Below are 25,852 nucleotides of genomic sequence, written 5' to 3'. Positions count from 1 at the left end.
AATGCAAATATCTAAAGTTATCTTGTCAGTATCTAAAACGCTTGCAATGATCAGTGTCTGCTTGATCCCGACACTGGTTTCAGCAAAGACTATTTTAATTTTGGGTGATAGCCTGAGCGCGGGTTATGGCATAGATGCAAAACAAGGTTGGGTTCACTTGTTACAACAACGTTTAGACCAACAGTATCCGAAACAGCACAAGGTGGTCAATGCAAGTGTTAGCGGCGAAACCACCAGCGGCGCACTGGCCAGACTGCCAAAATTATTGCAAACCTATCGGCCGGAAGTGGTGGTGATTGAACTGGGTGGCAATGATGGCTTGCGCGGTCAGCCTCCACAAATGATTCAAAACAATCTTGCCCAGCTGGTGCAGTTGAGTCAGAAACAGAAAGCCCATGTTTTACTGTTCGGGATGAAAATACCACCGAATTATGGCACCGCTTATAGCAAGGCCTTTGAAAATAATTACAAGCTGGTCAGCCAGCAATATAAAGTGAAATTACTACCGTTCTTTCTTGACGGCGTCGCAGGACAGAAGCACTTGATCCAGAACGACCAGATCCATCCGAATGCGAAAGCACAACCCCTGATGCTGAATCTGGCTTATCCTTATATCAAAGCTGCGTTATAAACCGCGCCTTTGACAAAATTGACGATTTCAACTGATGTTTTTCTTAAAATAAACCACACGCTCGGTTTCCTGAAAGCCCAGCGCGCGATGCATGGCATGACTGATCGTATTATCCAGCGCAGCGTCCGAAGCAAATTCGGTACATGCAAACTGCTTGGACCAGTGTTCTACTTGCTGTACCAACGCGCTAGCAACACCTGAACGTCGATATTCTGGCAACACATAAATACCTTCCAGAAAAGCCACCGGTGAGCTTTGTGTGCCATTTACATATTCATATCGAATAGACGCTTCCAGCATGGCAATTGCTTGCTGCTGATCGTTATAGCTTAATAATTGCAGGGTCTGTGTTTGTTCGAGTAACTGCCGCATTTCCAGTAAATGCGCGTCTTCATGATCAGGCCAGAGTAATCGTCTTAACTGCAGCCAGTCAGCCAAGAACGGCTCGGTTACAGGCATGATTTTCATATCGATTCTGCCCTTTTACTTTGCTTATTTTTCTAATTCAATAAAAATAAAGATTTATACTTTAATCAGCGAAATTAAGGCGAGTTAAAACTCGCCCTGATCCTTAGAAATCAAAAAAAGAAACTTCACCTGTTTCGAGTGAATATTCTGCGCCAACCACAATCATTTTGCCCTTTTCAATCAGGCTTTCCAGTACAGCTGAACCATGACGGAGCTGATTCACGGAAGCAAATACATTTGAACGGACCGCATGCGCAGACAATTTCTTCAAATCATTTTTGAGTTCGGTTTGCATCAGGATTTCAACTGAAGGACGTACCCGGTTGACGATCGACATTAAATTCGATGAAGGTGGTTGCTCTGGGTTCATCAAGGTATCAATCGTAGCTTGGATCGCGCCACAATGACTATGTCCCAGTACCACCACCACTGCGCAATCGTAACGCTCTGCAGCGAATTCGACACTGCCGACCTGTGAAGGTGCGACAATATTGCCTGCCACACGAATCACGAACAAGTCACCCAAGCCTTGGTCAAAAACCATTTCAGCAGGTACACGTGAATCAGAACAGCCTAAAACAATTGCAAAAGGATTTTGATCACTTGCCATCTCGGCACGTTCTTGGTGAGATAACAATTTTTGTTGAACTGCTTCTCCTTTTACAAAACGGGCATTACCAGCTTTTAAACGTTCTAATGCTTCTTGTGCGGTGAGCATGTGTATATCCATTTGTGATTGACCTGAGGCAACAGTTTAATGTGCGCCCGTTTGAAAGTCACTGACAAAAATAGAAACGATCAGCATACTTGCTAATCTTTTGAACGCTAAAATAGCGGAAAATCGCTGAATTCATTGGCAAGAATTTCCATACATCTGTAGATTATGCAAATGACTCGCGTCGTCTCTTCCTCAATAATCAATTGGTTTAAAAATAGATCAAGGATTGAACAAAGATGATCAATACCCGATTTGCCCAACCTTTGCGCAAGACGTTTGGTGCTGCGTTACTGGTATGTAACTTAAGCACACTCGCGGTGAGTACAACTCAAGCTGCCGAAATAGAAATGAGCTTTCAAAACCTGTTGCAGCAAGAACGTGCCTGGGCTGGTTTACAAAGCAAGACCTTAAAAGTGGGTGATATCACCTGGTCTTATAGCGAAGGCGGTCAAGCCGGTAAGCCTATTATTATTTTAATTCATGGTCTGGCAGGCAGTCGTGACAACTGGAACCGTGTCGCACGCGCCCTCACAGCAAATTACCACGTCATCATTCCGGATTTACCAGCCAGCGGTGAAACACTGGTTCCGAAAGATTTTGACTATTCTGTGCCAAATGTCACCGAAAAATTACGCCGTTTTGTGGAAGCCGCCAATCTGACCGGACCTGCACATATTGCCGGTCATTCACTCGGTGGTTCCATTGCCATGCTCTATGCAGGTCAATATCCCTTTGAAACCAAGAGTCTTTTCCTGATTGATGCGGCGGGTGTCTATAAGGCAGCGACCACGCCTTATTTAAAAGATCCAAATCAGGTGAAAAACATGATTGTGAGCAAGAAAGGAGATTTCAATTTCCTGATGCAACAAGCCATGTTTACTCCACCATTCATTCCAAAAGAAATTGCTCAGGCACAAGAAAAAATGATGATTGGTCAGGTTGAGCAGACTCAGAAAATGGTCGATCAGGTGATTGCCTTGAACAAGCTCTATACGCCGGATTCATTTGCCTTGCTGGCAAGATCGATTGATGCACCGACCCTGATCTTATGGGGCAAGCAGGATAAAATCGTTAATGTTGAGGTGGTACCAGAATTAAAAGCATTACTGAAAAATGCCCAGACGCCTGTGATTCTGGACAATGTCGGTCATATGCCGATTCTGGAAGCAGATCAACTGGTGGTTCAGCAATATCTGCCGTTCCTGAGCAAGATTCAGGCACAAAAAACTGCTGCGGCTCCAGCGCAATAAACTTAATTTAGCAATTTGAGAATATATGTCTAAACATCCAATGATAGAACAACTGATTGATGCACAGCTCGACTTTCTTGAACATGAGTTTGCTCAGCCAGACACCATTCAAACTGAATTTAAACAGTTCTATCATTGGTTGCGTTTACAGCCGTTACAGCAACTCTGGTCTTTTGAACAAATTTTTAACCTGATTGAAAAACAGATTCTTGCGACACCCGCAAGTGCCTTTCTGGTTGAGCAGATTGCGGAGCATATCCGTTTTGCCCTGATTCATCCTGTTAACGAGCAGACCACCATTGAAGATGTCATCCCTGTGCTGACAGTAGATTCGATTGCGCAGTATGTGGCCAGTAAAAGTGGACACCGCCAGCGTTTAATTAAAACCGTGGTGAATAATCCCGCGTTCTCAGCACTGATTAGCCAGTTAATCCAGCACTCGATTCAGGATTATCTGGATAATTCAGTGATGTCGAAACGCGTTCCAGGTGTCGGGCATTTTATGAAAATGGGCAAATCGGTTTTAGAAACAGTGACTGATTCCAACCTGAACCAGACCATTGCCCATTATCTGCAAAAGAATATTTTAAAAATCAGTCAAATGAGTGAAAGAGTGCTCAATCAGCACTTTAATGATGACAAGCTCTATCATTTTCAGGCCAATCTCTGGCATAAAATTAAAGTCATGCCCTTATCGGTATTGCGGAATTATATTGAAGTACAGGACTTACCAAAAACCGTCGAGATGGGACACGAAATCTGGGATCATATTCGTCAAACACCGTATCTAAAACAACAAGTGCATGATGGTGTCTATGCCTGGTACGCACGTAATCAGGAACGGACTTTTGATCTTTTATTACGTAACCTGAATATTGATGAGGCATTGATTGAACATGAACTCAGTCAATTACTCATCCCTGTACTGCAACAGGTAATCGAGACAGGTTATTTACGGGAGCGTGCCCGCCCTTATTTAGAAAAGTTTTATTATTCGGAGCAAGTTCAGCAGATTTGTGCTAAGAAATAATAAAATAACCCTTTTTCAATCCTGCGTTTATATTTGAATCGCCGTCCCATAGTTTGTCAGACATCTCCAATTCAATTGTTGATCAGACATCCATTGATTCATAGATGCTTCAAATTTAGAGGCAGTTTTGCTGTGTTGGCAGGGATGTATATAACCTGCCCACATCAATACCAGTAAAATCTCTGTGAGCTGTTTTAATGATAGCTTCTGTTTCAGCAGACTAGATAGCTCAAGCGTTGAGCACAGCTGTTTGTTTAATAACGCAAGTATCTGTTCAAATAACTGGATGGCATCTTTGATCCGACCAACCTTAGGATCAAGACTTAAATCCTGTCCAAGCGGAGCTGCAGGTAGAAGTCCAAATTTCACCGTTGAATAATAGTTTTCTAATTGCTGTTGATTGAGTTGAGTCCTATTTTTTACATAGATATCCTGTCTCTGCAAGGTATAACGGGCAATATCCTTGACTGTTTCTTGCAAAGTAATTAACGGTAAAGTTTTTACAACTTTTTGAACGTCTACAGGCAAACTGATCTTATCCAGATTTTCTATAATTCCTGCTCCCCCTACATAGCAAAGGCCTAATTTGCCAAAGCGTTGGATCATATCGGCAGAATGCTGAGGCTGCCAGTGTTCCGACAAAAAATCATGAGCGATATAGTTGGGCTTATCTTGGGCAAGTTCGGCTAACTCTTGATTTAAACCTGGTATTTTTTCAAATAATCCGCTCTTCGCTACACCAATTTGCCGAACTAAATTCAGGCTTTGGACAGCTTTGGTTGCTGAGTCCCCTTGCAAATTCCTAGATATTTCCAGCATTAACTTCTGGACTGAAATCAAAGAAGTAGCACCCGGATGGCTCATATAACTACAGTATAAAACACCATCTTTTTTTAAAAATTTATCAACAATCTGTGCAACAATATTTTGATTTTCAGATGAAATCCACGACCAAACCCCATGCGTTACAATAAAGTCAAATGGCTCTATGTCATAATTTAAAAAGCTTTCAAAATCAGTATGAATAAATTCGATATTATCAATATGGGTCATTTCCAGACCTTCTTGCGCAACCATCAAATGTTGTTGATTAAAATCGACGCCAACAAAATGACCCTGAGGATTTGCAGCAGCTGTGAGGTGTAAATGGATTCCCATCGCACAGCCCAGTTCCAAATATCGATACGGGGTTACAAGATCAGGAGCACAAAAGCCTTTTGATTGAATAATCATATTCAGCCACGACGGCATCGTTTGTCTATGTACAAATGTTGGATAAGGTACATCTACAATATAACCGTCTTGTGAAGAACTCATTCAATTTACCTAAAAACCATCCAATAATTCAAAAAATAGATCAGCCTACTACCTGAATAAGCTGATCCCTTTTATTGATCAAATATCGATTTAGAATCGAGTAGTGAAACCTACATAATATGTCGCTGGCGGCGCATCACCATAATCAACACTTCCTTTGTTGACTTTATCACCACCGATATTTTCAACGCCAGCTCTCAAGCTAAGTGAATCATTATAATCAAAATTCACCCCAACTGCGCCCGTTGTGGTGGCATTTGAGAAGTATAACTCCTTCCCAGCCGAACCTGATCCTGCCACGAGATCTGCTTCTGTAAAGGCCTGTTTACCGAGATATTGCACACGTGCAAAAGTATTCAGACGATCTGTAACATCCCAATATACCGCCAAGTTTGTAGTAAATTCAGGCACTTGAGCCAATGATTGACCAGTTGCTTTGTTTTCCGACTCTATCATATAAGTGGCATTCCCTGTCACGCGTAAATAATCATTCAACGGGAATTTATAGGTCAGTTCTAATCCACTTGTACGTGCTTTTTCAACATTTGATTGGCGCGTATACCAGATACCGTTAATTCGCCCATAGTAATTGTTTACAATCATGTCTTTGTAATCGCTGAGGAAGTAGATGAAATCAACACCATAACCATCTTCTTCATAACCAAAACCAATTTCATAATTGGTACTGGTTTCCGGATCAAGATCCGGATTACCTAACATGTAACAAGATTGACCAGATTGCCAGCCATGAGGTGCTAAACTTGTACAGCCCATCCCCATCGAACTCGTACCAGATGAACCTGAACGCTCTTTTAAATTGGGTGCTCTGAAGCTACGTGAAACCCCACCTTTAACAGTCCAGGCATCTGTCGGATGATAGACCCCATAAATACGTGGACTAAAATTAGGATCATAATCATTGCTGCCATCAACACGGCCGCCTAGCGTTAAAATAAAATTATCTTGCAGATGAATTTGATCTTCAGCAAATAAAGACCATGAATAATCATCTGGGTTCTTATCCGGGGTCTGGATATTACCATTTTCATCAGGGACCAATTGATTGCCGATATTTGATGCATTAGAAACCTGTTCATATTTTCCTTGTGCACCAAGGGTCAGATCATGTTTACGGCCCCAAAGATCTAAAGGTTTATTGGCTTTTAGATCTAGAACTGTTTCACTACTTTTAGAACCGCCGTCTACAGCAAATGCAGGTGTCTTATTTTCATATTGATTATAGTAAAGGTCTGCATTTGTCACTAATCCCTCAGCAAAACGCCCTTCATGGCCGATACCAACATTGTAGTGCTCCATTTTGTCAGCACCAAAATGTTCTGTACCCAGCTCCGCTTGCTCAGCCTCACTCAACTGAGGATTTTTCTCAACCCCATAACCCAGATCAAAATTAAAATCTTGGTTATCAGAAAGTTTCCAGTTTAAACGGCCTGAAATATTTTGTTCTTGATTTTCACCCGTTCCATTCTTGATCCCCTCATCGGCATTTCTTTTTTTAATATTTCCGCCGAGTCTAAAACCTAGATTATCCGTAATTGGTCCTGCGATGTTTGCAGCCACATTAACAGTATCCCCGCGGGAGCTACCATCAGGCTGGCTATAATCAGTTCTTAATGAGCCCGTAAGCTTATTGGGAATTTTCTTGGTAATAATATTGATCACACCACCAGCAGCTTCAGAGCCGTAAAGTGTTGACATTGAACCTCGTACAACTTCAATGCGATCAATCATTTCTGGAGAAATCCAGTCAATATCTTGAGAAATTGTATCAGGACGATGACCCAGCAGAGATGAATTACCCACTCGCTTACCATCGACCAAAATTAAAGTATATTTATCTGGAGCACCACGAAACGCAACTTTTGAACCCGGCCCAACATTTGAATAGCCCCCAACTGCGCCTGGTAATTCACCCAGTAAATTCGCAATACTCGAGACAGGTCGTTTTGCAATTTCTTCGGAAGTAATCACACTGATCGAAGCCGGGGCATCCTTAACATTCACACCAGATCCACTTGCAGTCACAACAATCGTTTCTAATTTAACGGTTTCATCTGATTTATCGGATACTTTAGTTTCTTCATTTATTGTTTCAGCAGCATTTGCAAACGCCATCATACTACTTATTACTGAGACTGCGAGTAGAGATTGTCGAACTATGTGCTTGGCCATTTTCCCACCTAAATCAGATTAATCTTAAAATACGCTTAAAAATTCAAAGGAATTTTAACAAGAATTAAATAAAACTCAATAAAAATGATAATTATTATTAATAAAGCTATCTTTTGTCTTTTTTAAACCGCTCAAAAGAAAATGTTTTGTCTTAAACACTACTTCTAAAATAATCTTTTTCTATTACATTTATCCCCAAATAAGGTTTAGAACAACGATGCTCTGTAGCTCTCTCCTCATACTGAAGAAGACTTTCTATAAGGCTTGCTTTGCTTTAACACATTTCGATTAGCTTACCCGATGGATGAAAATTATCCTTCACGAGATCATGTAGGCTTTTTCTGAGCTGAATATTTGCAAATAAGCTTTACCCTGCTGTGATATGACATGTCCGAAAATTAATTGAGGTTTAAACTAGCAGTACCAGTGTTATATGGGTGGTAATACATTTAATGACTTATTGCCATATACAAGTCATATTGTGAATATCCGAATCCTAATTCTTTTTTGTTTTGTCTAATCTTTTTTATTGATTTTTTAAGAAGCTATTTTCATAGCCGGAACAGCAACTGCATCAGGGGGGCTTTGTCGGTACGCACGTCATCACGAACAGGCAATTGCTCTGTAACTGCGTGATCTGAATATTGACGAAATCTTGTTTGAACATGAATTCAGACATTTGCTCATCCCCTGCACGAGAACAGGTGATTGAGACAGATTATGTACGTGGACGTGCCGACGTATATTTACAGAAGTTTTATTATTGTGAAAATACTAGATGTTTAAGGCCAGAAAGATCACCCAAGTTATCTTTCTGGCTTGTTTCAGAAGGTTAATATTTAACAGTAATACCAACAAATGCCCGTTGGCGTTCAACCAAATATGAATCACTGCCATTTGATAAATTTTTATCGAACAAGTTATTGATGCCTGTTCTAAAGGTCAGATTATCATTGTAATCATAGTTAGCTGAAACCCCGAAAATAGTATGAGGTTTTTGCAAACTGCTGGTTGTTACCTTGTCACCGAAATATTGTTTACCTAGATGTCTGGCATTGAACTCTAATGCCAAGGCATCCGTAGGTTTCCAGTTTAAGGCCGAATTTACTGTAATTTTAGGTGTGGTAATTAACTCTTTACCCGTATCCAAGTTCTTCGCTTCAAAGAAATACGTCATATTATTATTCCAGTTTACAGTGTCTGTAATCGGGAAATTGGCGACAAGCTCTAAGCCACGCGTACGTGCTTTACCAATATTTTCATTGCGGGTATACCAACGGCCATTGATCTCAGCCAATGGCGCATAATCAATTTTATCTTTAAAATCTGTATGAAAATAAGTTAAGCCAAGATCAGAGTTGAAACCATTGTAATTTAAATTGATTTCATAGTTAGTACTTTCTTCTGGTTTTAAATTCGGATTACCCGCCATATAACAACCGCCAGATACATAGCCCAGCGGGATTAAAGAACTACAGCCATTCCCACGCGAAAATGTTGCTGCGCCTGGCGTTGTTTCTTTTAATGACGGCGCTCTGAATCCTTTTGCCACACCACCTTTAATGGTGAAATCATTGAAAGGATGATAAACCAGATAAGCTCTTGGACTATGATGTGAACCATATTTATCATCATGATCTAATCGATTACCAACTGTCAAATTCAAGTTATCTAATAGACTGATATTATCCTCCAGAAAAATTGCCCAGGTTTTATTATCAACCGTCGGATCAGAATATTTCTGACCATCCCAGCTTCCCTCAGGTAATGTCCCGATTGTTTGTGTGTTCGTGAGTTCGTTTTTCTTCCACTGACCACCAATCGTTAAAGTGTGTTCAAACAAGGTATTAAATGGAATATTTAAATTTCCCTCAATAATGGTTTCATTTGATTTGGCAATCCCACTTTCATTACTGCTATCGTAATCGTTGTAATAAGCAGACAGTTTTGATTTACCAAAGCCCCAATCCCCATCATGTGAAATGCTATAAGTATGATGTTCTAAATCATCTGGCCCCCAAGCAACCTCACCCTCACGAATCACTCCACCGCGGCCAACAACCTCTCCAAATCCTGCTTTATTTTTTTGGGTAGAGATACCCGCTTCAACTGCAACCTGATGTTTATCATTAATTCTGTAATTTAATAAGGCATTATAATTTTCATCAATATAACCCGATGTTCCCTGACCCGCTTTAATATTCTGATCCGCTTCTCGCTCCGTACGGCCTGCTGTTAAACGTAAACCCAAGTTTTCTGTTAAGGGACCTGTTACCATAACTCCCATCTGATCCGTATGCCCTAGATCTCCTGACGCTGTCGGAACAGTATAATTGCGGGTTAAGCTTCCACCCCATTTATCTGGAATTTTTCGAGTAATGATATTAATCACCCCGCCCATTGCGTCTGAACCATAGAGTGATGACATAGGTCCACGTACCACTTCAATTCGTTCAATCATTTCTGGTGTAATCCAGTTTAAATCCTGGCGACCTAAATCTGGACGGTAGTTGGTATCGCGAGAAGATCCAATACGTTTACCATCAATCAAGATAAGTGTGTAATTATCCGGTAAACCACGTAATTTAATTTTCGATCCATCACCATTTGGGCTAATACCGCCTGTAACACCAGGAACCTTACTTAGCAAATCACCAATACTTGCTACGGGCTGTTTTTCAATATCATCCCGCGTAATCACACTAATACTAGCCGGCGCATCTTTTACATCTACAGCTTGGCTACTTGCAGTTACAACAATCTTTTCCAGTTGTACGGCCTCTTTATTGGCCTGAGTTTCTGCTGCCTGTGCAAGCGGTATCATACTGCCCAATACGGAAATAGTGAGGAGTGATTGACGTGCTATCTTGTTGGACATATTCCCACCCGATTCAGAGAGATCTTAAAGATTATTGAAAAATTTGTGGGTAATTCTAACAAAAAATAAATATAAATGATAATTATTATTACTTATATCTTCATTTTATATTCATTATTGATTGGTAGGTAGATTGAGGAAATAATTTAAATTTTTAGTATTTTGAAAACAAAACCAATCATAAACAACTAATTTTTAATTAAAAAATAACAATAAAGAATTTGAATAAAATTCTAACATGTAAACCTACGTGCAGCCCTCTCTCTGTCTAATCATCAAATGAATAAATATTTCAAATTTTTTAGGAATTTTATGCTTTAGATTATTTCTTTAAAATTATGATACTTTTCTAGTAATTTTTAAGCATATTACGTTGTTTTTTGATTGCGCAAGTTGAAAAGTGCGCCTCATATCTGGACCACGTTTCAACTTGTATATCGCATCGTGACTTAAGCCGGAATTTGCTGGGTAATGCAGTGAATATTGCCGCCACCGAGTAAGATTTCGCGCGCAGGAACACCTGTGATCAGATAGTCTGGATACATCTGCTGGAACAATGCCTTCGCCTGTTCATCAGTACGTTCATCCAGTAACGGGAAAATAATCTGCTGATTACTAATCAGGTAATTGACATAAGAGCCCGCCAGACGATTACCTTCAAAACGTTCAATGGCATTGCCCTTATCAATATCGATCGTCTCGTTTCCACTGGCATACAGTGGCCCTGGAGATGGCAACTTCCACACTTTCAATTGACGGCCTTTTGCATCCTTTGTATTTTCCAGTACTTGTAATGCAGCTTGTGAACGTGCGTATTGCGGATCATTGAGATCATCTGTCCAGTGCAATGCCACCTCACCAGGACGGACAAAGCAGCACATATTATCAACATGTCCATCGGTTTCATCATTAAATACACCTTGAGGTAACCAGATGAAAGTGGTGACATCCAGGCATTCTTGCAGAATATTTTCAATCTGGGCCTGAGTCAGATGCGGATTTCGGTTCGGATTCAGCAAGCATTCTGCGGTGGTCAACAATGTGCCTTCACCATCCACATGAATGGCCCCACCCTCTAAAACCAGCGGTGTCGAGTAAGTGTCAATGCCGTGCTGAGCAGCGATTTTGCCTGCAATTAACTGATCCTGATCCCATGGGAAATATAATCCACCATTTTTACCGCCCCATGCATTAAATACCCAGTTAATGGCTTTTTTCTGGCCTTGCGTATTCTTGACAATGGTTGGCCCCGTATCACGGGTCCAGGCATCATCACTTTCCATTTCCACCAGAGTCACCTGTGCAGGCATAACTTGACGTGCTTTTTCCATTTCAGCTTGAGGAACAGCCATAAATACTGGCGTTTTCTGGGCAATTGCAGCCGCAACCTGGGCAAAAGCATGTTGTGCAGGTGCGCCATTGCCACGCCAGTTATCCGTACGATACGGCCAGATCATCCATACCGCTTCTTGTGCAGACCACTCGCCGGGCATGCTAAAACCTTGCTGCTTTGGGGTTGTCGCATTCTGTTCCATATATTTTGTCTCCATATTTTCAAATTTTTACAAGTCAAACCTTCGTTTATCAAATCAATTGTTTAAAACGGTTTAAGTGGTGGCCCCAAACGAGAGCGGCTGTTTGCGGATACGCTTATAAAGCAGCAGTAAAATCCCAGCCAATAGCCACACGCCTCCAAATTCCAGTGCCGATTTTTCCAGATGTACCCATAAACCTAATAAGCACAGCACCGAAACCAGTGGTAGCAGCAAATTGAAGAAAATGTTTTTAAAGCCCGTACGCTCTTTACGAAGCACAAAGAATTTCATGAATACAGAGAAGTTCACCATGGTAAATGCAATCAAGGCACCAAAACTGACCAGACTCACCACGGTTGCCAGATCAACGGTAATCGCTAACAGGGAAATCAGCCCCACGAATAAAATCGAATATAACGGCGTACCTAATCTGTGATTCACATAACCGAATATTTTTTGGCTAAACACACCATCACGTCCCATGATGTAAAGTAAACGTGAAGCGCTGGCATGAGAAGCCAAACCGGAGGCAAATGCATTCATGATCTGTACGGTAAGCAAGGCTGACTGGAAAAATACGCCTCCAACAAACAATGCAATTTCAGGTAAGGCTTCATCTGGATTTTTAAACTGTTCAAGTGTTGGAAAGGACAACTGTACAAACCAGGACACTGTAATAAAAATCAGGCCACCCAATAATGTCGTTAACATGATGGCACGTGGAATAGTCTTGGTTGGATTGCGGCTTTCATGGGCCAATGTCGATACCGCATCAAAACCCAGATAGGAGAAACAGACGAGTGAAACTCCAGTTAATAAGGTCAAATATTCAGGGTTGCCATTAAACAATGGTTTAACGGTCATCAAGCCTTGATAGCCTTGTGAATGACCAATATCCGTGACCACCAGGAAAATAAAAATCAACATCATTAAAATCGTGGCAGCAATAAAGATAAAGCTAAAATTGGCCAGAATATTGATCCGGAAGATATTAATCAGGGTAATGATGCCAACCATGATAATGACCCAGGCGGTATAGGAAAGATCAGGCATAAGTGCATTCAGGTAAAATGCAGCCAGCAAAACATTCACCAGCGGAATCAACAAGTAATCAATCAAGGAACACCAACCGACAAAAAAGCCTGCTGTCTTGCCACAGGTTTCAGTGGTATAGGTATAAGCTGATCCTGATTTTGGTGTCAGTTTACTAAAGCGTGCATAGCTAAATGCAGTTAATAGCATCGCAAATAAAGCCAGAATATAAGCCAGCGGGACTCGTCCCTCGGTTACTCTGGAAATAATCCCAAAAGTATCAAATACAGTTGCTGGAGCCATATAAGCTACACCAATAACGACTACTTGCCATAGTGAAAGCCCTTTATGATTCTTTTCGCGTTCCATGCATATTTCTCCTGCATCAATGCACACACTTGCTCAGTGCTTCTTAATCACCTGTCCGACGTTATATTGAAAAGAGAAGTCCCTTTCCCGATTCAATAAACTGTTAGAAAAAATTAAATAGTGATGACGTTTTCTTCTAAATAACTTTGCATACCGGACTGCCCGAGTTCACGTCCGATACCACTTTTTTTGAAACCACCCCATAAGGAACCAGGCTGAATCATTTGATGAGAATTGATCCAGATATGCCCGGAGCGGAGTCGCTTGGCAATTTTTTTACCGTGTTGTAAAGATCCGGTGATAATGGTGGCGGCCAGACCGAAATCAGAATCATTGGCTAGCCGGATCGCTTCTTCTTCAGTTTCAAAGCTTCGACAGCACATCACCGGGCCAAAGATTTCCTCTGTCCATAAGCGGCTTTCAGCCGGTACATTTACAAAAACATGAGGCTGAATGAAAAAGCCCTTTTCCGGAATGGCAATCTGTTCAGGATCAATTAAGGATTGAAGCTTTTCCTGTTGTGCGATAGTTAAATATTCATGAACTTTCTGATATTGCTTTTGTGTCGTCATCGGTCCCATGCTCAACGGGCCGCTCAGGTCAGAACCTAAAGTCATCGACTCCACCGCAGTTTTAAGCTTCTGGTAAAAGCGCTCTGCCAGTGATTGGTGTACCAATAAACGTGAGGTTGCAGAGCACATTTGACCACTGTTGTAGAACATGCCACCAAGTGCTTTATCGACGGCTTCATCCAGATCAGCATCTTCCAGAATAATAATCGGGGATTTACCCCCCAATTCTAATGTGACACGCTTGACCGATTGCGCCGCAGCCTGCATCACATGAATGCCCACTTCCGTACTGCCGGTAAAGGAGACTTTATTGACCTCTGGATGATTCACTAGATGCTGCGCTGCCACGGCATCTCCCAGAATCAGGTTAAATACCCCCTGCGGAAACTGGATCTGGTCCAGTAATTGGGTAAACTCATACTCTGGCAATGGCACCAGTTCGGATGGTTTAAAGATCAGTGTGCAACCTGCGGCAAGGGCGGGTGCGATTTTCCAGGCGCTGGTGATTAACGGGAAATTCCACGGCGTAATCAAAGCAACCACACCCACCGGATTTTGCTGATGGGTCAGTTCAATGCCATCTTCACATTGGGTCACCTGACTAAATGCAAATTCTTTGACGAGATTGGCATAGTAGCGATAGCACTTAATGCTATTCTCGACGTCGACTTGGGCTTGCTCCGAAGATTTACCATTGTTACGGTGGGAAAGTTCAATCAAGGTGTGCTTTGCTGCGTCTATGGCATCGGCAATTTTGTTTAACCAGTTTGCCCGTTGTTCAGCACTGGTCAAACTCCAGCTTTCCAGCGCCTGTTGCGCAGCCGCTACGGCAGCATCTACATCTTGTTGGGAAGCGGTCGTAAAACGGATTAACTCCTCTTCACTGCCAGGGTTAATGACCGTAATCTGGGAAGTTCCTGTCGTCTCTTTCCATTGACCATTGATATAATTCTTCATCTGCTTGCTCTCATACACGTTATAAAGCTGATATAAATTTTTGGTTCTATGATGCAACCTTTTTTGTTTCGCCAATATCAGCTTTATCACTCATTTATTTCATCGCGCTCATCTAGTGCTCTTTCGCAAGTTACGGTAACCCACGAGACTCAACTCACCCCGCAGGGCAAGTTGACTGCTTGAAAGATCAAAGAGATTCGGCTTACAAATGACCTTCAGCCTTTAATTCCTGAATGGTATTCTGAATCGCATGACGTAAGGTTTTCACGGCAAAGTCAATTTGATCACGTGTCAGGATCAAGGGTGGAGATAACACATTCATGTGTCCCACAGGACGTACAATCAGACCGAGTTTCTGGCAATGATTGGCAATACGTTTGCCTACCCCAACAGAGCGGTCAAACAGTTCTTTGGTTTGTTTATTACGCAGGTTTTCGATACACATCATGAATTTTTTGCCGCGTACTTCACCGACAATTTCCAGATCTGCCAAAGTTTTTAATTGCTCTTCAAAGTAAACGCCCATGTCCTGAACATGTTCACAAATCTTTTCTTTTTCCAGAATCTCAATATTCTTCAGTGCAGCAACACAACTGACCGGATGACCTGAATAGGTAAAGCCATGGGTAAGCAAACCACCTTCATGATGTGGTTTACTGATGGCCTCATAAATCTCATCCGAAATGATGGTTGCACCTAAAGGCAGGTAACCCGAAGACAGGCCTTTTGCACAGGTAATAATGTCAGGCACAATGCCAAACACGTCTTCTGAAGCAAACATATGACCTAAGCGACCAAATGCAGTGACCACTTCATCAGACACATACAATACATTGTATTTCTTACAGACGGCCAAGGTTTTGGCATGGTAGCCTTCTGGTGGAACAATCACCCCGCCCGCACCCATGATTGGCTCGGCAAAGAAAGCCGCGACATTGTCCGGGCCAAGTTTCAGAATGGTATCTTCCAGTTCCTGAACCTTTTCATTACAGAAATCTTCCATCGACTGCGATGCTGGCTTGCGGTACGGATTTGGACATGACACATGGTGAACCAGTTCATTATGAATCTCGAAACCAACATGATCAGCTTCAATACCGGTCAAGGTCATACTGATATACGTACTGCCGTGATAAGCGTCTTTACGGGCAATCAGTTTCTTTTTCGATGGTTTGCCAATCTGATAGAAATAGTGATGGATTAAACGTACTGCAGTATCGTTCGCCACTGAACCACCACAGCCATAAAACACATGATTCAGATTACCCGGTGCCAGCTCAGCCAGTTTAGCGGCCAACTTGGCTGCTGGTGCTGTGGTCTGATGGCCAAAAGGAGAATAGTAAGGTAACTGCATAATCTGTTCTGCTACAGCATCAGCAATCTCTTTACGTCCATAACCGACATTGACGCACCACAGGCCACCAATACCATCTAGATATTTATTGCCCTGTGCATCATATACATAGACATTTTCACCTTTCGACATAATTAAAGAACCTTCATCTTTAAAAGTCGAAAAATCTGTCCATGGATGAATCACATGGTCCTTGTCTTTTTGCCAGATATCTTGAATATCAGTTTCTACTGGTAATTTAGAGTTCATTACTTATCCGTCCATACTTGTCGCATTACCCCATTCCTGGAGCATGCATTTTTCACATCATTAAATGATTAATTATTCAACTGTTTCTACATATTTTTGATCAGCTGGGGCTGCGTATTTTGCGTCATAATCCAGAATCGCATTAAGCAGTACATCTGCCCCTTGAGCCGCATCCTTGGCATAAATATCTTCTGCTTCGTTGTGACTCAATCCATCAATACACGGGATGAAAATCATGGTGGTTGGACAATGTTTGGCAATATTGATTGCATCATGCCCGGCACCGCTAACAATGGTCTGATTGCTGTATCCCAAACGGTTTACTGCATCTTGTACCGTTGTGATACAGGCGGTATCGAAATAGGTCGCAGGACTTAACCAGTGTTGTGAAATACTCACTTCCAGATTTCTTTGTGCTGCGAGCGTCTGCAAAAGTTGATAGGTTGCATTTTCCATAGCCTTTAAAGAAGCATCTTCCGGATGACGTAAATCAATCGTCCACTGGATTTTGCCCGGGATGGTATTACGCGAAGAATTGGCCACCTGCATTTCACCAAAGGTCACCAGCCCCTCAGGAAATTGCTGCAAAATAGTTTGCTCCAAGGCAACAATCATTGCTGCAGTGCCGACCATAGTATCTTTACGCATCTGCATTGGCGTAGTACCTGCATGTGCGGCTCTCCCCCTGGTTTCAACATCTAACCAAAGAATAGCTTGACCACCCGTCACCACCCCGATGGAAATTTCATTTTTTTCCAGTACCGGCCCCTGCTCAATATGTACTTCATAGTAAGCCTGAAATGGGCGAGCCAAGGGATGATTACCTAACTGACCAGTACGTACCAACTCTGAAAAAACCGAAACACCCTGTTTATCTGTGCTGTCATAAATTTTCTGCTTCGGAATGACACCAGCAAAAGCTGCTGAACCCATCATGGCAGGAGTAAAACGTGCGCCTTCTTCATTCATCCAGACCACGAGTTCAAGCGGATGTGAAGTCGTTATTTTTTCTTCAGCCAAACGCTGTAATACTTCCATACCCGCCAGCACACCATAAATGCCGTCAAAACGGCCACCTTTGGGCTGAGTATCCAGATGGCTTCCCATCACTATCGGTAAAGCAGCTTCATTTTGACCTGAACGGCGTAAGATCAAATTACCGACTTCATCATAGTGAACTGAAAGATTGATTTTTTCTGCCCAATCCAACAATAGGGTACGTCCAGCAACATCTTCATCCGTAAGTGCCAAACGTGTATTTCCACCGTTTTCTGTCGCACCGATTTTTGCCATATCCATGAGCATCTGCCATAAACGCTCTGCATTCACTCTCATCGTTTTAACATCCATTTATCAATATATTTTAGACTTCACTTTATTCACTCTACTTTGATAAATTACTCAATTAAAAACGAGTGCCAATTCTTCCAATAAAACAGGTACCAATTTAAGCATAGTGAAATAAATCATAATTCCTTTTATTTTTCAGTCAAATAACTAAATTCCACCATTATTCTATTTGATAAAAAAATGATCTTATTGTTGTATTTGTTTTTTGGAAAATTCTGCTTAATTCCTTTTACGAACATAAAACAGTCAAAAAGTTATATATAAAACAATCTCAGAAACGAAATTATTTTAAAAATAAATTTTCAACTGTTTATATTCAGTTTCTTTTATCAACACCAGTCCATGCAAAAATTATATTGATCATTCAAAATCTTTTTACTACTTAACAGCATTTAAATTAAAACAGTTTAGTCAGACTAAAAACTACAGTTTGATCGGCACTTGGCAAATTCTGATTAACATTAGCATTGGCATAATACAGATCAAATATATAATCATGGTAGTTAAAATCTACACCGAGCTTATAATCATAAAAATCCCGTTTTTCATCCGTCCCCCAAAGTAATGTATAGGCAGCCTTGCTGGCAAACTGGTTATAGGCGACCTGAGTGTAAACATGCCATTGGTCAGCAACAGGATAGCGATATCCCACCTCATAACGTAATGTCTTTCCTGTTTCCAAGGTATAATCCGGTGAATAGTAAAAAGATAGATTCAGCTCATCCTCGGTTTTGAGTAAGTTTGAAGCGAGTAAAGCTACTGAATACTCTTCAAAATCCACCTGCGGAAGCGTTTTATCCTCACCTGGATAGTTCACATCCAGATATTGTAGATTCAGTTTTAAATCTTTATTTATTGGATAGTTATAACCAATATAATAATCTAGCTCCAAACTGCTCCCGATATCCAGCTGTATATTTGAAGCAAATAATTGCGCATAAAATCCTGAATCATGGTCAAGTCTTAATGTGCCCTGAACCGCAGGCTTCCCTTTCGTTTGAGTGGTACCTCGCCAATAATACTCTGTTAAAAAAGCAAGCGAACCACTGACTAGAAAGTTATCCTGAGTCTCTTCTTGAGCAGGTGATTCTGCATGTACAGAGGAGATAAGCATGAATGCGATAACGCTGATAATCCACTTATTCTTTGTCATTTCTTTATTCCATTAATATCTGATTATTCTGAATTTTTATTATCTTTTATACATAATTAAAACCTAGAACCAATTTAAAAAAAATGAAAGAGCCATTTATTTACATATCCTAAAAACATTTTATCGGTAAAAAAAAGAAAGCCTGAAGGCTTTCTTTTTTAATACACTTGTTTTATTTTTCAGTTGTCTTTCTATTATACACCTGCCGGCCAGCAAACCAGGTTTCATCTACTTTCCAGTTCTTGATATCTTTATTTAGAGGTGTTTTCAAGGTGTCTTGCAAAACAACGAAATCAGCCCATTTTCCAACGCTGATACTTCCAAGCTGGTCTCCCCAACCTGCAATATTGGCTGGTGCCTGAGTATAGGCATATAAGGCTTCATCCAGACTCAAGGCATTATTGCTATAACGGGTTTTGCCCTGATACTCGCGAAAAACCACATCACTTAACTGCAACATTGGATTTTCCGGCGCAGTTGGCCAATCACTTCCCAATACCATTGTGGCACCACTGCTCAGCAAAGACTGCCAGGCATAGCTATACGGCATACGCGCCTCGCCCAGACGCGACTCCTGATAATTACCGGAAATGGCATGATCAGGCTGCATCGAAGCAACAACACCTAACTGAGCAAAACGTGGAATATCATCTTTAGATAAAACTTCAATATGTTCAATTCGGTTGATAAATTGTTGATGTTTGGGACTCTTTTCAATGGCATTCAGCGCCATATCGACACTCTTGTCACCAATCGCATGAACTGCGACAGGGAAACCGGCGTCATTGGCATTTTTTACTGAGTTATTCAGATTTTCCTGTGAAGTCATCGGTTCAATATTAAAATGATGACGATCCGCATAAGGTTCATTCAGTGCGGCGGTATAATTCATCAAGGTTCCATCAATAATATACTTGATATAGCCAAAACGGAATTGCGGCCCCTGCTGCCATTCGCGTTCTTTTTGCATAAAACGCTGGTTCAGCTCATCTCTTTGTTGAGCATAGATTTTAAATTGGGCGGGTGAGGTATGATCTTCTCCTGTCATCAAGCCAAAACGTATTCGCATCGGCAATTGTTGTTTTGAATCCAGCAAGGCCGGATATACGGTTGCCAGCTCGGTCCACATATCATGGACTGAGGTAATCCCCAAGCTATTAAAATGAGCAATGATACGTTCAACTGTCGGTAAAGCCGCCTTTCCAGAAAGTAATGCGCCACTGTATTGCGGACTACCCAATATTAGTTGTGTTCCCGCTGTCTCTTTAAAAATTCCGGTAGGTTCGCCAGTCTTTGGATCTTTTACAATTTCACCGCCTTCCGGGGATTTGCTATGCTTGTCAATGCCCAGCAATTGCATTGCCTTGGTATTGACCCAGACGGTGTGGTAGTCAATGTCCTGTAATACCACAGGGCGGTCAGGCACAATCGCATCCAGTTCCTGACGTGTTGGCATACGGTTATCTTTCAGGCTAGTAAGGTCCCAGCGACCACCTACCAGCCAGGCCCCTTTAGGTAATTCCTGATCTCTTTTGGCAATTAATTTGAACCATTCCTGACGGTCCGTGATCCCGAAAAGGTCTACCCCTTCCCATAATTCCAGACCTCCCAGCAGATGCGTATGTGCATCGGTTAATCCTGGCAGAACCGTCTTGCCTTTTGCATCAATGATCTGTGTCTGCTTGGTTGCCATTTTCTGGATGAACTGGTTATCTCCCACAGCCAGAAACTTTCCATTTTGTACTGCAAATGCCTGAGCCTTAGGCTTTGCAGGATTGGATGTCCGAATATCAGCATTTATTACAATGACATCAACCTGTGGAATTTGTGCATGACCTGCGAGGCTGATAATCCCTACTGCAAGACCGAGTAATAGTTTCTTTTTCATAAATCCTTTATTTCCTTATCCATGCTTATTTTTTATGCACCTTTATTTTCTTTACATTTCCAAGAAAAACGAGAACCAATTTTGCTCAACCTACAGGAACCATTTCAGTTCAATACCCTGACTTATTTGACTAATTATTGGCTGTTAGGATGTGTAAAAGCTGAAGAAAAATCTATGACCCGACCCTATATAGACTTGGTAATTCATTATTCTTGCTACAATTAAATATTGGATGTGATCAGAACGAATTGGATCATTTAAAACGTCCAAACAAAAAAAGCCCTCGAAAGGACTTTTTAAAATACAGTAGATTTCTTGCGATTATTTAAAATACGCGCCTTCTGCCTGTGTATGGTCTGTTTGATCCACAACGCGCTGTAACTCTGGTACATGCTGTCTTAAGGTGGTTTCTACACCTTGTTTTAAAGTGACATCAATCGCAGAACACCCCTGACAACCACCACCGAATTTCAATACAGCCGTCAAGCCGTGCTCCGGACTATCCTGTACTTCAACCAGGCTACAGTTACCGCCGTGGCCTGCTAAGCCTGGGTTAATTTCAGATTGCAACACATAGGTGATACGTTCTTCAATTGAGGCATCTGGACCAACGCGTGGCACTTTAGAGTTCGGTGCACGGAACGTCAATTGACCACCAAAACGGTCTTTGTTGTAGTCAATCACTGCATCCACTAAATATGGAATTGAGGGTGCATCAACATAGGCAGGAAAATCTGGATAGTCCTGCTTATAGTCGGTTGGTACCACTTCTTCAGGGGCACTATAAGCCATACAACATTCAGCACGTGGAGTACCCGGATTTTCTACAAAAACACGAACGCCAATCCCTGGAGTATTCTGCTTTGCTAATAAATCACTTAAATACTCTTGTGCAGAGGGAGTAATCAAAAGGTTTGGAATTTCTTCTGCGACAGCAGTGTTGGTGTTCTCAGTCGACATAACAATAATCCTCAAGCTGATGTCGTTATATTAACCGAAGATGGAGGGTAATTAAAAAAAATCAACCATTTTTGTAGGAATTCTATGCAAGATCATTGTTTATTAAGTTTTTAATGGCATTATTGCTTAGACTCTGATCAATTTAAACTATTTATGTTACATCTACCCTTTGGTCACACTGTGACCCTGATCATTATTACTGTTGCAATTTCCTTATTGGCTTTCTCCAATCAGGCAGTGATGAACCGTCTGATTTTCTGGCCACCTGCCATGCAACGCGGGCAGTATGACCGTTTTATCACGCATGGTTTTATTCATGCCGACGGTACGCATCTCCTGTTCAATATGATCACGCTGTTTTTCTTTGGCAATATCATTGAAAGTTTTTACCGTCAGTTTTTTTATGACATGGGCTTTGTCTTATTCTATTTGGGTGGATTGATTGTTGCCATTTTGCCGAGTTATTTAAAACATCGCCATGATGCCCACTGGGCCAGCCTAGGGGCCTCTGGTGCAGTATCAGCGGTGCTATTCGCTTATATTCTGTTTCAGCCCTGGAACCTGATCTTCGTGTTCTTTATTCCAGTGCCTGCGATTATTTTTGCGATTTTATATGTGGCTTATAGCATCTGGTCGGGCAAACGGGGCAATAGCAATATCAACCACAGTGCACATCTTTGGGGCGCCGCCTATGGTGTTGTGGTCACCATTATTCTGGAACCTCGCGTCATTCCACATTTCCTGAACCAGTTGACCAAACTGCCTTTTTAAATAGATTTAATATTCGCCCCAGAGATGGGGCTTTTCTTTTTTTAAGATTAATAATCAAATTTTAATTATTTTTATCATAAAAATCATCTCTCTAAACTCGACTGCATTATTTTAACGGATTAAGTCGATTCTCATGCCTCGTAACAGCCTGCTCACCACCTTGTCGATTGCCCTGTTTAGCCTTTCGATTTCAGCATGCAGTAATGATGATTCCAAAGAATCCAGTACTGTGGTCGAAACCCAGAAAAAACCTAACATTTTATTCATCATGGCCGATGACTTAGGCTATTCAGACTTAGGCGCTTTTGGTGGAGAAATTCATACCCCCAATATTGATGAACTCACCCGAGCAGGTCGTATTTTAACCGACTATCACACTGCCCCAACCTGCTCGCCAACCCGTTCGCAATTAATTTCAGGGACCGACCACCATCTGGCGGGTATTGGCGCGATGGCTGAACTCACGCCTAAGCATCTAGAAGGCCAACCCGGATATGAAGGCTATCTGAATGAACGTTCACTTTCGATAGCTGAAGTCCTTAAAGACAATGGCTATCGCACTTATATCAGTGGTAAATGGCACTTGGGCTTAACCCCTGCAACCAATGCCCATGCCAAAGGTTTTGACCATTCCTTTACCTTACTACAAGGACTGGATTTGCATTTTAAACAGGCACCGGCTGCCTACAAGCGTAATGCCACCTATACCGAAGATGGTAAACAAGTGCCGATTTCATCTTTACCTGATGATTTCTTCTCGACCAACTATTTCACAGACAAATTGATCAGTTATCTAGAGTCAGGTAAAAACTCAGGCAAGCCATTCTTTGCCTATGCGGCGTACACTGCACCGCATTGGCCTTTACAAGCTCCTGCTGAATATCGTGACCGTTATCGTGGTGTTTATGACGTCGGCTATGACGTGATTCGCGATGCACGTATTGCCCGCCAGAAACAGCTCGGTCTGATCCCTGCCAACTTTATTGCCGCTGAACCGGTTGCCACGCAAAATGCCCCACAAAAATATGGCAAATGGAACGAGCTTTCGGCTGAACAAAAAGCACTGGAAGCCCGTAGAATGGAAATCTACGCAGGCATGGTGGAAAATCTAGATGCCAATATTGGCCGACTGATTCAATATCTCAAACGCAATAATTTATATGACAATACACTGATTTTCTTTGTTTCAGATAATGGTGCCGAAGGTTTTGTCCGTTTCAACTATGGCGCCGAATCAGGCTTTGACAACAGCGTCGCCAATGTGGGTACATCCAGTTCATATCATTATGTCGGGCCACGCTGGGCAGAAGTGAGTGCTGCGCCATTCCATTTATGGAAAGATACGGCAGGTGAAGGTGCGACCACTGCCCCTGCCATTGTAAAACTCCCTTATCAAACCCAGGCACAAAGCACGCATCATGGATTTGCCTCGGTGCTGGATGTTTTCCCGACGGTTTTAGATTATGCCAATATTGCTGTGCCACAGGGCCAATATAAAGGTCGTCAGGTGAATACCCCAAGCGGCTATTCATGGAAACCGCTACTTGAAAACAAGGCTCAGGCAATTCGCCCAGTCAACTTTAGCTTTGCCGATGAATTACATGGCAGTAAATACGCACGCCAAGGCGACTGGAAAATTGCCTTACAAGGCACAACTGAACTGGGTACAGGCAATTGGGAACTCTATAACCTGAAAAATGATCGTGGTGAAACCCAAAACCTTGCCCAAAGTAACCCAGCGAAGCTACAAGAACTAGTCGATGTATATAACAAATACACCCAGCAAAATGGCGTTAAGGAATACAACCCTCAATGAAACTGAGTAGCATTCTAGTTTCCATCTGTAGCCTGTCCGTTGTGGCAGGTTGTAGCAAAGTTGAGTCGAAGGTAAAGCCATCGCAACAACACCCAACGGCTCAACCTTTATCGTTGGGCTCTTTAAGCCAATGCCAGAATTATTCTGGCTTACCCGATGCCTGGCAAAAACATAAAACAGCGGGCATGGTCTGGATTCCTAAAGGCTCCTTTCCACTGGGTTCTAATCAGGCCTATCCGGATGAACTCAACTTTGGCGCCAGAGAGCGTCAAGTCGAAGGCTTCTGGATCGACCAGACCGAAGTCACAGTTGCCCAGTTTTCCAGTTTTGTCAAAGCGACGGGCTACGTTACCGATGCAGAAAAGCAAAAGCAGGCGGCGGTGTTTTCTCCTGATCTAAATCATCCCAATCAATGGTGGCAACTCAAAGCTGACTATACCTGGAAAACCCCGAATGGCCCTCAGGGTCAAGCCCCTCAGCCCTCCGAACCCGTGCGCTATGTCACCAAGAATGATACAGAGCATTATGCAGTCTGGTTAGGGCATGATTTGCCCACCGAGCTGGAATGGGAATATGCTGCCAAAGCAGGTTCAAAAACAGATACCCCTTTACACCAAGGCCCACAAGATGCCCATCAACATCCGCAAGCCAATTATTGGCAAGGTGATTTTCCAGGTAACAATACCGTTGAAGATCATTTTGAAGGTGTTGCACCCGTCGGCTGTTACCCGGCCAATGCCTTTAAACTGTTTGACATGATTGGCAATGTCTGGGAATGGACGTCTTCGGTCTATCACGGTGCACATGATCAACACATGGGTAATTATACCGACTTGCGTCAACACAATAACGCGACCACGCAATATGTGCTGAAAGGTGGCTCATTCTTGTGTGCCTCTAATTTCTGTGCACGTTATCGCAATAGCAGTCGTTATCCTCAGGAGTTTGATCTGGCGGCAACCCATGTCGGGTTTAGAACCGTATTAAGACCACAAGAGTGACATCCATCTTATTGAAAAAGTTTCAGTCCCGTTCTGGTAAAAAGTAATTGATCGTTTTAAAGTGATCCTTAAAGCAATAAAAATACGGGACGGAACCATGAAAAATATCACGCTACCTTGATCTGCTGTTGATATTCAGCCTATCCGCTTGTGCAGTGCATACACCGCATGGCAGTGTTGTAGGCGATCCGGAAGGATGTCACGATGGGCATGGTGACTTTTGCTCACCAGGACAGGCCCAAAAAGGTCGTTGCTAAATGTGATCTTGCCTAAAGCCATGTTGGTTGAGGCAATTGATTTGTTTTCCATCGTCCCTGCATGGCTTAATTCATCTTTTAATTGTATAGAAAATTACATTTTTTC

At 42.1% G+C, this 25,852-nt stretch carries 20 protein-coding genes; 7 read left to right on the top strand and 13 right to left on the bottom strand.

Going from position 1 to position 25,852, the window contains the following annotated elements:
• Positions 1 to 7 precede the first annotated feature (7 nt).
• Positions 8 to 631: an arylesterase gene (locus ACINWC323_RS11635; RefSeq protein WP_171062181.1), complete on the top strand. Its 624-nt coding sequence runs from the start codon at positions 8 to 10 to the stop codon at positions 629 to 631.
• 27 nt (positions 632 to 658) lie between these two features.
• Here ACINWC323_RS11635 and aac(6')-I read toward each other — a convergent pair whose 3' ends face one another.
• Together aac(6')-I and ACINWC323_RS11645 are read right to left on the bottom strand one after the other, a co-directional pair.
• Positions 659 to 1,099, bottom strand: a complete 441-nt coding sequence (aac(6')-I, locus tag ACINWC323_RS11640; RefSeq protein ID WP_009510932.1) for an AAC(6')-Ighjkrstuvwx family aminoglycoside N-acetyltransferase — start codon at positions 1,097 to 1,099, stop codon at positions 659 to 661.
• A 103-nt stretch (positions 1,100 to 1,202) separates the two neighbouring features.
• Positions 1,203 to 1,817 carry a carbonic anhydrase gene (locus ACINWC323_RS11645; protein ID WP_009511404.1) on the bottom strand — a complete coding sequence of 205 codons (615 nt, stop codon included), beginning with the start codon at positions 1,815 to 1,817 and terminating at the stop codon, positions 1,203 to 1,205.
• A gap of 236 nt (positions 1,818 to 2,053) precedes the next feature.
• On the opposite strand from ACINWC323_RS11645, the gene ACINWC323_RS11650 reads away from it, so the two are divergent.
• Positions 2,054 to 3,067 carry an alpha/beta fold hydrolase gene (locus tag ACINWC323_RS11650; RefSeq protein ID WP_009510886.1) on the top strand — a complete coding sequence of 338 codons (1,014 nt, stop codon included), beginning with the start codon at positions 2,054 to 2,056 and terminating at the stop codon, positions 3,065 to 3,067.
• A 25-nt stretch (positions 3,068 to 3,092) separates the two neighbouring features.
• Positions 3,093 to 4,097 (top strand): hypothetical protein, encoded by a 1,005-nt coding sequence (locus ACINWC323_RS11655; RefSeq protein WP_009510775.1) that lies wholly within the window; start codon positions 3,093 to 3,095, stop codon positions 4,095 to 4,097.
• Between the two features lie 27 nt (positions 4,098 to 4,124).
• Here the strand turns inward: ACINWC323_RS11655 and ACINWC323_RS11660 are convergent, their stop codons facing one another.
• The 11 genes from ACINWC323_RS11660 to nfuA form a co-directional block, all read right to left on the bottom strand.
• Positions 4,125 to 5,414: a methyltransferase domain-containing protein gene (locus ACINWC323_RS11660; RefSeq protein ID WP_009511205.1), complete on the bottom strand. Its 1,290-nt coding sequence runs from the start codon at positions 5,412 to 5,414 to the stop codon at positions 4,125 to 4,127.
• Between the two features lie 90 nt (positions 5,415 to 5,504).
• Positions 5,505 to 7,550 (bottom strand): TonB-dependent receptor plug domain-containing protein, encoded by a 2,046-nt coding sequence (locus tag ACINWC323_RS11665; protein ID WP_009511450.1) that lies wholly within the window; start codon positions 7,548 to 7,550, stop codon positions 5,505 to 5,507.
• 886 nt (positions 7,551 to 8,436) lie between these two features.
• On the bottom strand, positions 8,437 to 10,482 hold the full coding sequence (locus ACINWC323_RS11670) for a TonB-dependent receptor domain-containing protein (protein WP_032881341.1): 2,046 nt from the start codon (positions 10,480 to 10,482) through the stop codon (positions 8,437 to 8,439).
• 449 nt (positions 10,483 to 10,931) lie between these two features.
• On the bottom strand, positions 10,932 to 12,017 hold the full coding sequence (gene aguA / locus ACINWC323_RS11675) for an agmatine deiminase (RefSeq protein ID WP_009511022.1): 1,086 nt from the start codon (positions 12,015 to 12,017) through the stop codon (positions 10,932 to 10,934).
• 72 nt (positions 12,018 to 12,089) lie between these two features.
• Positions 12,090 to 13,418, bottom strand: a complete 1,329-nt coding sequence (locus ACINWC323_RS11680) for an APC family permease (protein ID WP_009511089.1) — start codon at positions 13,416 to 13,418, stop codon at positions 12,090 to 12,092.
• 113 nt (positions 13,419 to 13,531) lie between these two features.
• Positions 13,532 to 14,947, bottom strand: coding sequence for an aldehyde dehydrogenase family protein (locus tag ACINWC323_RS11685; RefSeq protein WP_009511481.1), 1,416 nt, complete (start codon positions 14,945 to 14,947; stop codon positions 13,532 to 13,534).
• Between the two features lie 202 nt (positions 14,948 to 15,149).
• Positions 15,150 to 16,550, bottom strand: coding sequence for an aminotransferase (locus ACINWC323_RS11690; protein ID WP_009511203.1), 1,401 nt, complete (start codon positions 16,548 to 16,550; stop codon positions 15,150 to 15,152).
• Positions 16,551 to 16,622: 72 nt separating this feature from the next.
• Entirely contained in the window at positions 16,623 to 17,885 is a 1,263-nt protein-coding gene (locus ACINWC323_RS11695; protein WP_009510916.1) for a Zn-dependent hydrolase, read from the bottom strand.
• Positions 17,886 to 18,297: 412 nt separating this feature from the next.
• Entirely contained in the window at positions 18,298 to 19,053 is a 756-nt protein-coding gene (locus ACINWC323_RS11700) for a TorF family putative porin (protein WP_009510764.1), read from the bottom strand.
• A 172-nt stretch (positions 19,054 to 19,225) separates the two neighbouring features.
• A complete protein-coding gene (locus tag ACINWC323_RS11705) occupies positions 19,226 to 20,941 on the bottom strand; it encodes an amidohydrolase (RefSeq protein WP_009510939.1) in 1,716 nt (571 codons plus the stop codon).
• 321 nt (positions 20,942 to 21,262) lie between these two features.
• Positions 21,263 to 21,901, bottom strand: coding sequence for a Fe-S biogenesis protein NfuA (gene nfuA, locus ACINWC323_RS11710; RefSeq protein WP_009511435.1), 639 nt, complete (start codon positions 21,899 to 21,901; stop codon positions 21,263 to 21,265).
• Positions 21,902 to 22,054: 153 nt separating this feature from the next.
• On the opposite strand from nfuA, the gene ACINWC323_RS11715 reads away from it, so the two are divergent.
• The 4 genes from ACINWC323_RS11715 (at position 22,055) to ACINWC323_RS20365 (ending at position 25,746) form a co-directional block, all read left to right on the top strand.
• Positions 22,055 to 22,672 (top strand): rhomboid family intramembrane serine protease, encoded by a 618-nt coding sequence (locus tag ACINWC323_RS11715; protein WP_005231817.1) that lies wholly within the window; start codon positions 22,055 to 22,057, stop codon positions 22,670 to 22,672.
• A gap of 133 nt (positions 22,673 to 22,805) precedes the next feature.
• A complete protein-coding gene (locus ACINWC323_RS11720; RefSeq protein ID WP_009510813.1) occupies positions 22,806 to 24,488 on the top strand; it encodes an arylsulfatase in 1,683 nt (560 codons plus the stop codon).
• Entirely contained in the window at positions 24,485 to 25,489 is a 1,005-nt protein-coding gene (locus ACINWC323_RS11725) for an SUMF1/EgtB/PvdO family nonheme iron enzyme (protein ID WP_009510973.1), read from the top strand. Before ACINWC323_RS11720 ends, ACINWC323_RS11725 begins: the two co-directional genes overlap by 4 nt.
• Before the next feature lie 104 nt (positions 25,490 to 25,593).
• Entirely contained in the window at positions 25,594 to 25,746 is a 153-nt protein-coding gene (locus ACINWC323_RS20365) for a hypothetical protein (protein ID WP_249364861.1), read from the top strand.
• Positions 25,747 to 25,852 lie beyond the last annotated feature (106 nt).

Origin of the sequence: Acinetobacter sp. WC-323 (genome assembly GCF_000314615.1) — a bacterium.
GTDB classification, from domain to species: domain Bacteria; phylum Pseudomonadota; class Gammaproteobacteria; order Pseudomonadales; family Moraxellaceae; genus Acinetobacter; species Acinetobacter courvalinii.
The sequence above is the reverse complement of the archived record's forward strand: the minus strand, read 5'-3'. Positions and strand labels throughout refer to the sequence as shown.

Coding starts and splice junctions, on each gene's coding strand:
- ACINWC323_RS11700 (WP_009510764.1), bottom strand. CDS start 19,053: ATGACAAAGAATAAGTGGATTATCAGCGTTATCGCATTCATGCTTATC.
- aguA (WP_009511022.1), bottom strand. CDS start 12,017: ATGGAACAGAATGCGACAACCCCAAAGCAGCAAGGTTTTAGCATGCCC.
- ACINWC323_RS11690 (WP_009511203.1), bottom strand. CDS start 16,550: ATGAACTCTAAATTACCAGTAGAAACTGATATTCAAGATATCTGGCAA.
- ACINWC323_RS11660 (WP_009511205.1), bottom strand. CDS start 5,414: ATGAGTTCTTCACAAGACGGTTATATTGTAGATGTACCTTATCCAACA.
- ACINWC323_RS11715 (WP_005231817.1), top strand. CDS start 22,055: ATGTTACATCTACCCTTTGGTCACACTGTGACCCTGATCATTATTACT.
- ACINWC323_RS11695 (WP_009510916.1), bottom strand. CDS start 17,885: ATGAGAGTGAATGCAGAGCGTTTATGGCAGATGCTCATGGATATGGCA.
- ACINWC323_RS11670 (WP_032881341.1), bottom strand. CDS start 10,482: ATGTCCAACAAGATAGCACGTCAATCACTCCTCACTATTTCCGTATTG.
- ACINWC323_RS11665 (WP_009511450.1), bottom strand. CDS start 7,550: ATGATGGCGTTTGCAAATGCTGCTGAAACAATAAATGAAGAAACTAAA.
- ACINWC323_RS11645 (WP_009511404.1), bottom strand. CDS start 1,817: ATGCTCACCGCACAAGAAGCATTAGAACGTTTAAAAGCTGGTAATGCC.
- ACINWC323_RS11720 (WP_009510813.1), top strand. CDS start 22,806: ATGCCTCGTAACAGCCTGCTCACCACCTTGTCGATTGCCCTGTTTAGC.
- ACINWC323_RS11725 (WP_009510973.1), top strand. CDS start 24,485: ATGAAACTGAGTAGCATTCTAGTTTCCATCTGTAGCCTGTCCGTTGTG.
- ACINWC323_RS11685 (WP_009511481.1), bottom strand. CDS start 14,947: ATGAAGAATTATATCAATGGTCAATGGAAAGAGACGACAGGAACTTCC.
- nfuA (WP_009511435.1), bottom strand. CDS start 21,901: ATGTCGACTGAGAACACCAACACTGCTGTCGCAGAAGAAATTCCAAAC.
- ACINWC323_RS11705 (WP_009510939.1), bottom strand. CDS start 20,941: ATGAAAAAGAAACTATTACTCGGTCTTGCAGTAGGGATTATCAGCCTC.
- ACINWC323_RS11650 (WP_009510886.1), top strand. CDS start 2,054: ATGATCAATACCCGATTTGCCCAACCTTTGCGCAAGACGTTTGGTGCT.
- ACINWC323_RS11655 (WP_009510775.1), top strand. CDS start 3,093: ATGTCTAAACATCCAATGATAGAACAACTGATTGATGCACAGCTCGAC.
- ACINWC323_RS11680 (WP_009511089.1), bottom strand. CDS start 13,418: ATGGAACGCGAAAAGAATCATAAAGGGCTTTCACTATGGCAAGTAGTC.